The organism is Sinorhizobium psoraleae (assembly GCF_013283645.1).
Taxonomy (GTDB): Bacteria; Pseudomonadota; Alphaproteobacteria; order Rhizobiales; family Rhizobiaceae; genus Sinorhizobium; species Sinorhizobium psoraleae.
Genome location: NZ_JABEKV010000002.1, coordinates 1,084,035 through 1,097,887 on the forward strand (window position 1 = coordinate 1,084,035; position 13,853 = coordinate 1,097,887).

Sequence of the window (13,853 nt, forward strand, 5' to 3'; positions counted from 1 at the left end):
GGTCTAGGCTCGGGTTACGGCGAAACCCGCCTGGGGTTTCGCATCCGGTCCGCGCAAGTAAAGCGGTTTCGGCTTGGCCGAGGCTGGATCGGCTCCGGCACCCAGCCGGGCAACGACAGCAATGTCGATATCGTCCGGCACCCCATCTGCAGGCACGTCGGAAACGGGGAAAGGGCGGACGAGGGAAGCGCCGGAACCGCAAACGGTTCCTTCGAGGCCTGAAAACCGCTCGCGCGCCTCCGTCACCGACAGAACTTCGGGCTCGTCCCTTGCTCTGCCGAGGGCGTCGAAAAGCTGGGCATAGACTTCGTCCCGCTTCGCATCGATGACGACGAGAACCGCCTGGCCGGGTGTCGTCAGCCTTGCATTTTCGGCGGCGACCTCGAGCGTCGTGATCCCGACCGCCGGCTTGCCGAGGGCGAGCGCGAGGCCACGCGCGGCAGCAACGCCGACACGAATGCCGGTGAAGGATCCGGGACCGACGGTGACCGCAATGCGGTCGATTTCTGAAAGCTGCCTGTCGGCGGCGAGCAGTGCCTCGTCGACGAACTCCATCAGACGCTCGGCGTGACCGCGTCCGATGTTCGCGCCGGCGCGCGCCAGAACCTCGGCGGCCGCGCTGTCGTAGACAGCGGCGGCGCAACCGGTGCCGGATGTATCGATTGCAAGCACTAACATTTCAGCCGCAATGGCCTCCCTCCATTGCTTCGCGCCCAGAACCGGCGCGAAGCGCCCCTTGCACCCGCTCTCGTGACGGACGACGTCGGGACGGGCCGGATCAGACGGATTCGACTGCTTCGACTTCCGGAACGAAGTGGCGCAGCAGGTTTTGGACACCGTGCCTCAACGTCGCGGTCGACGACGGGCAACCGGCGCAGGCCCCTTTCATGTTCAGGAACACGGTGCCGTCCTTGAAGCCGCGGAAGGTGATGTCACCACCGTCCTGGGCAACCGCCGGGCGAACGCGGGTTTCAAGCAATTCCTTGATCGTGGCAACGATCGCCTCGTCGCCCTCGTCGAAGAACTCGCCTTCCTGGTCCGTCTCCTCGGCGCGGCCGGCACCGGACATGACCGGCTGCCCGGACATGAAATGTTCCATGATCGAGCCGAGGATGGCGGGCTTCAGGTGCTGCCACTCCTGCGCTTCCTTGCTGACCGTGATGAAGTCGTAACCGAAATAGACACCGGTTACGCCCGGAATCGAGAAGAGCCGGGCCGCCAAAGGCGATCCTGCACGGGCCTCGTCCTCGCTCCGGAATTCGGCCGTGCCGTTCTCCATCACCACCTTGCCCGGCAAGAACTTGAGCGTGGCCGGATTCGGCGTGGCTTCCGTCTGGATGAACATCTTTCTCTCCGTTTCGCCGGAAGTCGATTCTCGACCGGCTCTTTAGAATTGTTCAAAAATATAGGTGCTTCGTCGCGGCCCCGCAAGAGCGCATCCAGTCGCACCTTGGACTGTCATGATCGAGAGGTAGGAAGCGTGCGGAGGACCGCTTCTTTCCGACTTGGAAACGACGCAAATCCGGACGGAAAACCGTTACTCTAGCTCAGCGCGTCTATTTCCTCGTCCGTCAGCAAATCGGGGATGACGGTCACGGGAATCGGAAAGGCCGCAGCTTTTCCGGCTATGGACGACACCAGCGGTCCCGGCCCTTCCTTGGCCGATCCCGCCGCAAGCACCAAGATGGCAATGTCCCGGTCCTCCTCGATCACCGCGTGGATCTGCTCCGTGGCGATCCCTTCGCGAATGACGATCTCCGGCTCGATGCCGATCGTTTCGCGCACCGTCTGCGCCACCTTGGCCAGCGTCGCCTCGGCCTCTTCACGTGCTTCCGCCCGCATGATCTCCTCGACCCCCAGCCATTGCTGGAAGTCGCCATCGGCGATCACATAGAGCAGCACCAGGCCGCCATTGGAGTTCTTCGCGCGCATGCCGGCATAATGCACGGCGCGGCCGCATTCGGGCGTATCGTCGATCACCGCCATGAACTTGCGGCGATGACCTTCCAGTCGTGAGAGTCGGGTGGAAACCATGCGGCGAACATTACATCGCCGCTCGCCGCCCGCAAGGTCTCATTTTTGCGTGCTACTGCAAAAATCCGATGATTTCGCGAACCTCGCGCATCGTCTTTTCGGCCCGCGCCCGCGCCCGTTCGCCGCCACGCCTCAGGATCGCGTCGATGTGTGCCGTATCGTCCATCAGACGACGCATCTCGCCCGTGATCGGCGACAGCACGGTTACGGCAAGATCGACCAGAGCCGGCTTGAAGACCGAGAACTGCTGGCCGCCGAACTCGGCGAGGACCTCATCCTTCGTCTTGTCCGAAAGCGCCGCATAGATACCGACGAGGTTTTCCGCCTCCGGACGGCCTGCGAGGCCGCCGGCTTCGCTCGGAAGCGCGTCGGGATCAGTCTTGGCCTTGCGGATCTTCTTCGAGATCGTATCGGCATCATCCATCAGATTGATGCGCGACAGATCCGAGGGATCCGATTTCGACATCTTCTTCGTGCCGTCGCGCAACGACATGACACGCGGCGCCGGCCCGCCGATCAACGGCTCCACCGGCGGGAAATAGGCATGGATCGGCTCTTCGCCGACGAGGATGTCAACGCCGTAGCCGCGCGTCCGGATATGCTCCATGAAGTCGATGTTGAACTTCTGGGCGATGTCGCGTGTCAGCTCCAGGTGCTGTTTCTGGTCGTCGCCGACCGGAACATGCGTGGCGCGGTAGACGAGAATGTCCGCCGCCATCAGGCTCGGATAGGCAAGCAGGCCGAGCGAGGCGTTTTCGCGATCCTTGCCGGCCTTGTCCTTGAACTGGGTCATCCGGTTCATCCAGCCTATGCGGGCGACGCAGTTGAAGATCCAGGCAAGCTCGGCGTGCTGCGGCACCGCCGACTGATTGAAGACGATATGCTTTTCCGGGTCGATGCCGGAGGCGATAAAGGCGGCCGCGATCGAGCGGATCTGGCCCGGCAGATCCTCGTGCACGAGCTGCGCCGTGATCGAGTGCAGGTCGACGACGCAATAGATGCAGTCGTTGTTCTCCTGCAGAGCCACGAACTTGCGGATCGCGCCGAGATAGTTGCCGAGATGCAGGTTGCCGGTCGGTTGTACGCCGGAAAATACGAGCGGCTTGAATTCGTTCATGTCGTCCTCAATCGGGCTTGTGGAGGGCCCGTCTCCAGTTGATATCCGCCGCGCTTATGCACGGCAGCCCAAGCGCAATCAAGGGGGTGCGGGCGCGCAAAGGATCACGACGCCGGCTGCAGCAGATCCCAAGGATTGCCGAACGGATCGGTAAACACCGCGACGGAACCGTAGGTCTCGTGGCGCGGTGCCTCGCGGAATTCGACGCCGGTGGCGACCATCGCCGCGTGATCGCGGGCGAAGTCGTCGGTGAACAGGAAGAAACCGACCCGGCCGCCGGTCTGGTTGCCGATCGCAGCCCGTTGCCGCTCACCCTCGGCCTTGGCGAGAAGCAGGGCCGTCTCCGCAGCGCCTTTCGGGCGGACGAGCACCCAGCGCTTGCCGTCGCCAAGCTCTGTATCCTCGATCAGGTCGAAACCGAGCTTGCCGCAATAGAAGGCGATGCCGTCATCGTAGTCCGGTACGACGATGGCGACGCGGGCGATCGTCTGCTTCATGACGCATCGGGCTCCTGGCTCGCCGCAGCTTCGACCGGACCGCTAGCGCCCCTGCGCCGCAGACTGCGGCGGATCATGCCGAGGCTTGCGCCGCCAAGACCGAAGGCGAAGGCGAAATAGATCACCATTGCCGCAGCCACCAGGCCGCAGAGGGTTAGAGCGCGCGTCAGGAGCGGCGCAGCGGACGAAAGCGGAAACGCCAGCCACTGGACTGCAAAATGCAGCGCGACCGCCATGATCGCCGCGGCGATTACCAGGCGCGGAATGCGGGTCAGGAGCGGAATGTCGCGACCCCAATGGCCTCGCCAGACGAGGGTTGCGAACAACAGTATGGCGTTCACCCAGCCGGCGACGATCTCGGCGGTGGCGATGCCACTCGCGGCGAGCGTCGGAAACAGCGTCAATGCCAGTGACACGTTCACTGCCACCGAAATCGCGGCGAAGATCATCGGCGTGCGCGTATCCTCGCGTGCGAAGAAACCCGGAATGAAGGCCTTGATCAGCACGAAGGCCGGCAGGCCGAGACCGTAGATCGCCAGGATATGGCCGACCACGACGGTCGATTCCGGTGAAAACTTGCCACGTTCGAAGAGCAGCCGGACGATCGGTTCCGACATGACAAGCAGCGCGGCGGCGGCCGGCAGCGTCAGGAACATCGTGAACTCGACGGAGCGGTTCTGCAGGTTGGAGGCTTCGTTGAGATTGCCGGCGCGCAGCGCCCGTGAAAGTTCCGGCAGCAACACGGTCGCGACGGCGATGCCGACGACGCCGAGCGGAAGCTGGTAGATGCGGTCGGCATAGACGAGCGACGACACGGCGCCCGCCTTTGCCGAAGCGATATTGGTGTTGATCAACAGATTGATCTGGGTGATGCCGCCGGTGATCGCCGCCGGCAGCGCCAACACGAGAAGCCGCCTGACATTCGCCGTCAGCCGCGGACGGCGAAGCCCGATCCGGATACCGGCATTCCGTACGGCGAACCAGACGATCGCGAGTTGCACCAGACCTGCAGCCAGGACGCCCCAGGAAAGACCATAGCCGACGGCAACCGCGTCATGGCCGCCATACCAGGCATAGGCAAGAACGCCGATCAGGATGACGTTCAGAAACACCGGCGCGATCGCGGCGGCGAAGTAGCGGTGCAGCGAGTTCAGCATGCCAGCCATCATCGCCGCCAGCGACATGCAGGCGAGATAGGGGAACATGATCGTCGCGAAGGATACGGTGCTTGCAAATTTCGCCGGATCGTCGGCAAAGCCCGGGGCTATCAACTCCCTGACGATGAACGGCATCGCCAGCTCCATGGCGATGGTCAGGAACAGGAGGACGGTGAAGAGCACACCGAAAACCTCTTCCGAAAAGCGACGCGCGCCATCCATGCCGCGCGCTTCGATCTCCTTGGCAAAAAGGGGCACGAAGGCCGAGTTGAAGGCGCCTTCGGCAAAGAGCCGACGGAAGGTGTTGGGCAGCCGGAAGGCGGTGTTGAAGGCGTCGGCAACCGGTCCGGTGCCGAGCGCCGCCGCCATGAAGGTTTCGCGGACGAAGCCGAAGATGCGGCTTCCGAGCGTCGCGCCGCCGACGGTGGCAAATTTCTTGACGAGGCTCATGTTTCGGCTTTTGTCGCTTTGGAACCATGTGATGCACGTGGCGCATGCGCCGGTGCGATAATGCCCGAGGGCATGCGGTCGCGAGCCTCGTCCACTTCGTCGGCCAACACTGCCTTGAGGCGCGCCGCAATATTCGTCTGCCGGTTCTCGCTGGTGATTTTGGAGCCGACCAGATCGGTCACGTAGAAAGTGTCGATAACCTTCTCGCCGAAGGTCGTGATATGGGCCGAGGCAATATCGAGCGAGAGGTCGGAAAGCACCGCCGTGACTTCGGAAAGCAGGCCGGGCCGGTCGAGTCCCTCGACCTCGATCACGGTAAACTTGTTCGAGAGCGAATTGCTGATCGTCACTTCCGGCGTGACAGTGAAGGCCTTGCTGCGCTTCTTCACCCGCGTGCGGCTTGCGATCACCTCCGGCAACCGCTTGCGGCCGGAAAGCACGTCCTCGATCAGCTTGCCGATGCTTGCGGCCCGGCGCGTTTCGTCCTCGTCGACCGGAAATTCCCGGTTGACGAGAATCGTGTCCAGCGCCCGTCCGTCCGACGTCGTGAAGATCTGCGCGTCGACAATGTTGGCGCCTGCCGCGGCGCAGGCCCCGGCAATGACCGTCAGCAGGCGCGGATGGTCCGGGGAAAGCACGGTGATTTCGGTGATCGCATGGAATTGATGCGTGCGCACCATGGTCGCGAGCGTTTCGCCGGCCCGGTCCGCATCGCGAATGAACTTCGCGTGCCGGACCTGATCCTCAAGCGCCACCGAAAGAAGATAAGGCTGGTAATGCAGCCGCACGTATGCCTCTCGGTCCGCCTCGGGCCAATCGGTCAGCGCCTCCCCCAGCATGTGGGCCGCATGTTTTGCCCGCTCCTTTCGCGACAGTTCCGAGAAGCCGCCGGAGAGCAGAAGCTCGGTCTCATAATAGAGCGTGCGCAGCAGCTGTCCCTTCCAGCCGTTCCAGACGCCGGGCCCAACCGCCCGGATGTCGCAGACCGTCAGGATGAGCAGCATTTTCAGGCGGTCGAGAGACTGCACCCGCTCGGCGAAATCGACGATGGTCTTGCGGTCGTTGAGATCGCGGGTCTGGGCCACCATCGACATGGTGAGGTGCTCCTCGACCAGCCAGACCACGGTTTCGGTCTGCTTCGGCGAAAGCCCCAAACGCGGGCAGAGCTTGCGGGCCACCTTGGCACCGGCAATCGAATGATCCTCCGGTCGGCCCTTGGCGATGTCGTGCAGCAACACGGCGACATAAAGGGCCTCGCGATCCTCGATTCCCGGCATCAGCGTCGCCGAAAGCGGGTGCGCCTCCTCCTCGATGCCGCGCTCGACACGCGAGAGGATATCGACCGTGCGCAGCAGATGCTCATCCACCGTATAGTGATGATACATGTTGAACTGCATCATCGAGACGATCTTGCCGAAATCGGGAATGAAGCGGCCGAGGACACCCGACTCGTTCATGCGCCTCAGGATCAGCTCCGGATTGCGCCGCGACGTCAGGATCGAGAGGAACAGCCTGTTGGCTTCCTCGTCTTCCCGCAACTGCGGTGTGATCAGGCTCAGCGAGCGGGTCACCTGCTTCAGCGCGGCCGGATGGAATTCCAGCTCGTTGATGTCGGCGACATGAAAGAACCGCAGAAGGTTTACCGGATCGCGCTTGAAGACATCGGGGCTCGAAAGCGCGATGCGTCCGCCATCGTCGACGAAGTCGAGCGTCCCGGCAATCTTGCGGGTGCGATGCCTGAAACGGCTGATGACACCCGAGATCCCCGGTGCGTCCTTCGCCTGCTGGTCCTCCAGCGCGGCGCAGAAAATGCGCGTCAAATCACCCACGTCCTTGGCGACGAGGAAATAGTGCTTCATGAAGCGCTCGACTGCCGAGAGGCCGGGGTGATCGTGATAGCCCAAGGCCTCGGCGATCTCGCGCTGAATGTCGAAGGACAGCCGCTCCTCCGCCTTTCCTGTGAGGAAATGCATGTGGCAGCGCACCGCCCAGAGGAAATCCTCCGACTTCTGGAAAAGCTTGTACTCCTGTCGCGACAGGACGCCGAGCTTGACGAGATCGGCAGAGTCCTTGACGCGGTAGAAATACTTGGCAATCCAGAACAGCGTGTGCAGATCGCGGAGCCCGCCTTTGCCTTCCTTGATGTTCGGTTCGACGAGATAGCGGGTATCGCCCGCCTTGCGATGGCGCTGGTCACGCTCGGCAAGTTTGGCGGCGATGAAATCGGGGCCCGTATTGCGGACGATCTCGTGGTCGAAGCGCGTCTCGAGCTCGCTTGCCAGCGCCTCGGAACCGCAGATGTAGCGGCATTCGAGGATCGCCGTGCGGATCGTCATGTCGGCGCGCGACAGCCGGATGCACTCCTCGATCGTCCGCGTCGCATGGCCGACCTTGAAGCCCAGGTCCCAGAGGATGTAGAGCATGAACTCGATCGCCGGCTCGGCCCAAACCGCTTTTTTCGCGGGCAGCAGGAACAGGAGGTCGATATCCGACCCCGGGGCAAGCGTTCCGCGTCCATAGCCGCCAACGGCGGTCACCGCAATGCGAGACGCCGGCGGTGCTTTCGCCGCGTCGAAAACCTCGTTCAGCACGAAATCATGCAGAAGGGCGATGAGCTGGTCCTGGAGCCAGGAGATGCGTTCGGCGCATTTGATCCCGGCACCATCGGCCGCAAGCAGTTCGCGCACCTTGGCGCGTCCCGCGAGATTGGCCTGCTTGAAAGCGGCGAGCAGGGCCTGGCGCATCGGTTCTCGCTGCTCCGCGTGAGCAGAGGCGATGAAGCTGCATTTTGCTCGCAGCGCCGCAACATCGAGAATTTCGGGAAAGGAAGTTTCGTGTCTGGCCATGAAGTGCCGAGGGGCGTCCTGTCCGACTGGTTGTGTAATCCGCTGCATCTGCCAGCGCTCCTGCATGTCGCCGTGGACCGGCGGGAAACATGCAGCATTTCAAAATGCCACGTCCTTTGCGCGCCCACTGCATGCTTCCTTAAATCGGAGCGATTTAAGGATAAAAACATGCAGCAACTCAAAGTGCTACAGCGACCTTTGTGCGTCTGAAGACGCACGGCGCTGTAGAAAGACGCGCGGCGCTGTATAGCCTTTCTGTCCTTCAAATAACAGGAAAAATCGGCGCAGCATGCAACAACCGGTCAATGCCGCCCTCAAGGAAGATCAGCGGGCGCCAAGTTGTTTCTTCAGCGAGTAGAGCGCGTCAAGGGCGTCACGCGGCGTCATGTCGTCGGGATTGAGCGCCTTCAGCGCTTCCTCGACCTTCGAAGGCCCGGCTCTCGTCGATTCCTCGCGCCGTATCGCCACCTGGAAAAGCGGCAGGTCGTCGATCAGCTGGCTTGCCGGGTTCTTGCGGTCTGCGTCCTCGAGCTTGGCGAGCACGTCCTTGGCCCGCGCGACGACCGACGCAGGCAGGCCCGCAAGCCGGGCGACCTGGATCCCGTAGGACCGGTCGGCGGCACCGGGGCCGACCTCGTGCAGGAAGATCACGTCGCCGTCCCACTCCTTGACCCGCATCGTCGCGTTCGAGAGGCGGCCAAGCTTTTCGGAAAGCACCGTCAACTCGTGGAAGTGGGTGGCGAAGAGCCCGCGGCAACGATTGACCTCGTGCAGGTGCTCGACCGCGGCCCAGGCAATCGACAGGCCGTCGAAGGTCGCCGTGCCGCGGCCGATCTCGTCGAGAATCACCAGCGAGCGGTCCGTCGCCTGATTGAGGATCGCCGCCGTCTCGACCATCTCGACCATGAAGGTCGAACGGCCGCGGGCGAGATCGTCCGATGCGCCGACACGCGAAAAAAGCCGGTCGACGGTGCCGATATGCGCCGACGCCGCCGGGACGAACGATCCCATCTGCGCCATGATCGCAATCAGCGCATTCTGGCGCAGGAAGGTCGATTTACCGCCCATGTTCGGGCCGGTGAGCAGCCAGATCGCTCCGCCCTCGTGACCATCCGGAGGCGACAGGTCGCAACCATTGGCAACGAAGGCATTGGCCGCCTGACGCCGGAGCGCCTGTTCGACGACGGGGTGCCGGCCACCGTCGATCGCGAACGTCCGCGAGCGGTCAACGACCGGGCGCGCATAATTCTGCTCTTCGGCAAGAACCGCCAAGCCGGTCGAGACGTCAAGGGTTGCGAGCGCCAGCGCGGCAGCCTTGATCGCTTCGGCATGCGCAACAATCTCGCCCGCCATCGCCTCAAATGCTTCGAGTTCGATCGCAAGGGCGCGGTCGGCGGCATTGGCGATCTTGGTTTCGAGCTCCGCAAGCTCTGTCGTCGTGAACCGCATGGCATTCGCCATGGTCTGGCGGTGAATGAAGCGTGCGCGCCCTGCGTCGGTGTCGGTCATAGCGCCGGCATTTCCCGCCGTCACCTCGATGAAATAACCAAGCACGTTGTTGTGCTTGATTTTCAGCGATTTGATCCCGGTTTCCTCGCAATATTGCAGTTGCAGGCCCGCAATCACCCGACGCGACTGGTCACGCAACGCTCGCATCTCGTCGAGTTCGCCACGCGCTCCTTCGCGCACGAAGCCGCCGTCGCGCTTCGATAGCGGCAGTTCTTCCGCGAGCATCGACTCGAGCCTCGCCAGCAACGCTTCCGGCAATGCGTCGATCGCGGCATGTGCCTCGGTCAGTTCTGCCGATAGGCTGCCGCGAGACAGCAGCGCCGATATTGTTGCCGCAGCCCGAAGTCCGGCCTGGATCGCGCCCAGATCGCGCGGGCCGCCACGGCCGAGCGCCAGCCGCGACAGAGCCCGCGGCATGTCGGGCGCGCGCCGCAAGGCATCGCGCAGATCCATCGCAAAACTCGGCTGGTCGGCAATGACCTCGATGGAATCGAGCCGCGTGTTGATCCGATCGGGATCGGTCAGCGGCGACATCAGCCGCTCCGCGAGTAGCCGTGCGCCGCCGCTCGTCACCGTTCGGTCAAGGGCTCTGAGCAACGTTCCCTCGCGCGCACCGGAAAGCGTCTTGACCAGTTCGAGGTTGGCGCGGGTCGCCGGATCGATGAAGAGCGTCGAGGCAACGCTTTCCCGCTCGGGGATCCCGAGAGCAGGGCGTTCGGCGAGCTGGGTCTTCTCAACGTAGGAGATCGCCGCCGAGGCGGCCGCGAGCTCGGCGCGCGAAAAGCTGCCGAAGCCGTCAAGAGTCTTCACGCCGTAGTAACGGGCGATGCGGCCTTCCGCCGTCGCGCTGTCGAACAGCACCGCCGGCTGCGGCACCGCGACCCGGCCGAGCACGTCGAATACCGGTCGGAGCTCCGGATCGTGAAAGACGGTATCCGGCAGGACCAATTCACGCGGCTCGATGCGCAATATATCGGCGAGCAAACGGCCTTCGGCCGTCTCGGCCAGGCGGAAAATGCCGGTCGATATGTCGATCCAGGCGAGCGCATAGGCAGGTTCCGTGCCGCTGCGGATGCGGGCGAGCGCCATAAGATAGTTCGACTCGGCCGGCGAAAGCAGCTTGTCCTCGGTGATCGTTCCCGGTGTCACCAGCCGGACGACGTCGCGGCGCACGACCGACTTGCCGCCACGCTTCCTCGCTTCGGCCGGATCTTCGACCTGCTCGCAGACGGCGACCCGGAAACCGAGGGCGATCAGCTTCTGCAGATAGTCGTCGGCCGCGTGGACCGGCACGCCGCACATCGGAATCTCCTGGCCCAAGTGCTGGCCGCGCTTCGTCAGCGTGATCCCGAGCGCGCGCGATGCTTCGACCGCATCCTGAAAGAACAGCTCGTAGAAGTCGCCCATCCGGTAGAACAGCAGCGAATCCGGATTGTTCGCCTTGATCTCGATGTACTGCTCCATCATCGGCGTCGCGGTGGAGCGGCTCTCCTCGCTTGCCAGATCGGACACGGAAAGGACATCGCCCGTGCGGCTCGATGGGTCTGTCACGAAATTCATGATTGTTCCAAAAAAAGAGATGTCACACTATCCGCAAGCATTTATAGACGACAATAACAAAGAGGCTGACCTCGGCGGTCGCCCACAGGAGGTTGAGGAAACATGCCGGCTACCGACAAGACCGACCGCACGATGACAAGCGTCACCGCCCAGGAAGCGCTCGATTTCCACTCCCAAGGTCGGCCCGGAAAACTGGAGATCGCCCCGACAAAGGCGATGGCGACGCAACGCGACCTGTCGCTCGCCTACTCGCCCGGCGTCGCCGTGCCCGTGAAGGCGATCGCCGAAGACCCGGCAACCGCCTACGACTACACGACGCGCGGCAACATGGTCGCGGTGATTTCCAACGGCACGGCGATCCTCGGCCTCGGCAATCTCGGTGCGCTTGCCTCGAAGCCGGTCATGGAGGGCAAGTCGGTCCTGTTCAAGCGATTTGCGGATGTCGATTCGATCGATCTCGAAGTCGATACGGAGAATGTCGACGAATTCGTTAACTGCGTGCGCTTTCTCGGCCCATCTTTCGGGGGCATCAATCTCGAGGATATCAGGGCGCCGGACTGTTTCATCATCGAGCAGCGGTTGCGCGAGGTTATGGACATTCCCGTGTTCCATGACGACCAGCACGGCACCGCGATCATCGCCGCCGCGGGCCTCATCAATGCGCTGGCGCTGACCGGGCGTGACTTCAAAACGACCAGGCTCGTCTGTAACGGCGCGGGCGCTGCGGCGATCGCCTGTATCGAGCTCATCAAGGCGATGGGTTTCAATGGGGAAAACGTCATTCTCTGCGATACCAAGGGCGTGATCTACAAGGGCCGGACGGATGGCATGAACCAGTGGAAATCGGCGCACGCGGTCGATACCGACCGCCGGACCCTGACCGAAGCACTGGAGGGCGCGGACGTGTTCTTCGGGCTGTCGGCAAAGGGCGCGCTTTCGACGGAGATGGTGCTTTCCATGGCGCCGAAACCGATCATCTTCGCCATGGCCAATCCGGATCCCGAAATCACGCCGGAGGAAGTCGCCCGCATCCGCGACGACGCGATCGTCGCGACCGGTCGGTCCGACTACCCGAACCAGGTCAACAATGTTCTTGGTTTCCCCTATATCTTCCGCGGCGCCCTCGACGTGCGCGCCTCGACGATCAACGACGCGATGAAGATCGCCGCGGCGGAAGCGCTTGCTAGCCTTGCGAAAGAGGACGTGCCCGACGATGTCGCCGCCGCCTACCAGGGCAACCGGCCGCGCTTCGGACCGCAATACATCATTCCCGTTCCCTTCGATCCGCGTCTCATTTCGGCCATACCGATAGCGGTCGCAAAGGCGGCCATGGAAACGGGCGTGGCGCGCAAGCCGATAACCGATCTTGCAGACTATGCGCAGCAGCTTTCGGCGCGGCGCGACCCGATCGCCTCGACGCTGCAGCGCATCTTCGAACGCGTCCGCCGCCAGCCGAAGCGCATCGTCTTTGCCGAAGGCGAAGAGGTGCAGATGATGCGCTCGGCAATCGCCTATGCCAATCAGCAGCTCGGCACTGCCATCCTGCTCGGACGCGAGGAGCAAATGCGCGAAACGGCGGAACGGGAAGGCATCGACCTCAACCGCGCCGGCATCCAGATCGTCAACGCACGCCTCTCCAAACGCGTCGGCGCCTATACCGATTTCCTCTACGCCCGGCTCCAGCGCAAGGGTTACCTCTTCCGCGACGTACAGCGACTGATCAACAACGACCGCAACCACTTCGCCGCCTGCATGGTGGCGCTCGGCGATGCGGACGGAATGGTGACCGGGTTGACGCGCAATTATTCCACGGCGCTTCAGGACGTGCGCCGCTGCATTGACGCCAAGCCCGGGCATCGCGTTATCGGCGTCTCGATCGCCCTTTGCCGAGGTCGGACGGTACTCGTCGCCGATACGGCCGTGCACGACATGCCTTCGTCCGAGGAACTGGCCGACATCGCGGAGGAAGCGGCGGGGCTCGCCAAGCGGCTCGGCTATGTACCGCGAGTCGCGTTGCTCGCCTATTCGACCTTCGGCCACCCCTCGGGCGAACGCTCCGAAAGGGTGCGCGAAGCGGTGAAGATTCTCGACAAGCGTCGCGTCGATTTCGAATATGATGGCGAAATGGCCGCCGACGTCGCGCTCAATCAGCGCGTGATGGAGCAATATCCGTTCTGCCGGCTTTCCGGCACCGCCAACGTACTGGTCATGCCGGCGTTCCACTCTGCCTCGATCTCGACCAAGATGCTCCAGGAACTCGGCGGCTCGACCGTTATCGGCCCGCTGCTCGTCGGCCTGGATAAATCCGTGCAGATCGCATCCATGTCGGCAAAGGATTCGGACATCGTCAACATGGCGGCAATCGCGGCCTACAATGCCGGGACCTGAACCGGGCAACGATGCGCCGTTTCGGGACAGTACTGCATCGGTTGCGAACATTGTTTGGCAAGACCGTGCAGCAATGGCACACAGGTCACCAGTAAAACAAGAGCCCACTTCCCCGGCAAAGGAAGTGGGCTCAATACGTTATGGCAGATCTATCACTTAGGTTATAAAAATAAGAGGAAATTGATTGCAATATACGCCACCCTCTTGGCGCATTGCCTATCTTTCCCTTTGTTTTTTACACTCCTTCGTCATGAAATTCAGACCAACCGTGGAGATACACTTCTTCTTTTCAGGG

The 13,853-nt window shown here is 62.7% G+C and carries 9 protein-coding genes; 1 reads left to right on the top strand and 8 read right to left on the bottom strand.

The genetic code is table 11. From position 1 onward, the window contains the following. Positions 1 to 3: 3 nt before the first annotated feature. The 8 genes from tsaB to mutS form a co-directional block, all read right to left on the bottom strand. Positions 4 to 678, bottom strand: coding sequence for a tRNA (adenosine(37)-N6)-threonylcarbamoyltransferase complex dimerization subunit type 1 TsaB (tsaB, locus tag ILFOPFJJ_RS13840; protein WP_173511101.1), 675 nt, complete (start codon positions 676 to 678; stop codon positions 4 to 6). A gap of 100 nt (positions 679 to 778) precedes the next feature. Next, positions 779 to 1,345 (bottom strand): NifU family protein, encoded by a 567-nt coding sequence (locus ILFOPFJJ_RS13845; RefSeq protein ID WP_173511102.1) that lies wholly within the window; start codon positions 1,343 to 1,345, stop codon positions 779 to 781. A 197-nt stretch (positions 1,346 to 1,542) separates the two neighbouring features. Beyond that, the gene (locus ILFOPFJJ_RS13850; protein ID WP_173511103.1) at positions 1,543 to 2,034 is read right to left on the bottom strand and encodes a universal stress protein; all 492 of its coding nucleotides are present in this window, start codon (positions 2,032 to 2,034) and stop codon (positions 1,543 to 1,545) included. 52 nt (positions 2,035 to 2,086) lie between these two features. Continuing rightward, complete coding sequence (gene trpS / locus ILFOPFJJ_RS13855; protein WP_173511104.1) at positions 2,087 to 3,151, bottom strand: tryptophan--tRNA ligase; 1,065 nt, start codon at positions 3,149 to 3,151, stop codon at positions 2,087 to 2,089. A gap of 104 nt (positions 3,152 to 3,255) precedes the next feature. Continuing rightward, positions 3,256 to 3,648 carry a VOC family protein gene (locus tag ILFOPFJJ_RS13860; RefSeq protein ID WP_173511105.1) on the bottom strand — a complete coding sequence of 131 codons (393 nt, stop codon included), beginning with the start codon at positions 3,646 to 3,648 and terminating at the stop codon, positions 3,256 to 3,258. Continuing rightward, a complete protein-coding gene (murJ, locus tag ILFOPFJJ_RS13865; RefSeq protein ID WP_173511106.1) occupies positions 3,645 to 5,255 on the bottom strand; it encodes a murein biosynthesis integral membrane protein MurJ in 1,611 nt (536 codons plus the stop codon). The genes ILFOPFJJ_RS13860 and murJ overlap by 4 nt, the downstream gene beginning before the upstream one ends. After that, complete coding sequence (locus ILFOPFJJ_RS13870; protein WP_173511107.1) at positions 5,252 to 8,101, bottom strand: [protein-PII] uridylyltransferase; 2,850 nt, start codon at positions 8,099 to 8,101, stop codon at positions 5,252 to 5,254. Before ILFOPFJJ_RS13870 ends, murJ begins: the two co-directional genes overlap by 4 nt. Before the next feature lie 324 nt (positions 8,102 to 8,425). Further along, the gene (mutS, locus tag ILFOPFJJ_RS13875) at positions 8,426 to 11,170 is read right to left on the bottom strand and encodes a DNA mismatch repair protein MutS (protein WP_173511108.1); all 2,745 of its coding nucleotides are present in this window, start codon (positions 11,168 to 11,170) and stop codon (positions 8,426 to 8,428) included. A gap of 102 nt (positions 11,171 to 11,272) precedes the next feature. On the opposite strand from mutS, the gene ILFOPFJJ_RS13880 reads away from it, so the two are divergent. Further along, the gene (locus ILFOPFJJ_RS13880) at positions 11,273 to 13,558 is read left to right on the top strand and encodes an NADP-dependent malic enzyme (RefSeq protein ID WP_173511109.1); all 2,286 of its coding nucleotides are present in this window, start codon (positions 11,273 to 11,275) and stop codon (positions 13,556 to 13,558) included. The last annotated feature ends 295 nt before the right edge of the window (positions 13,559 to 13,853 follow it).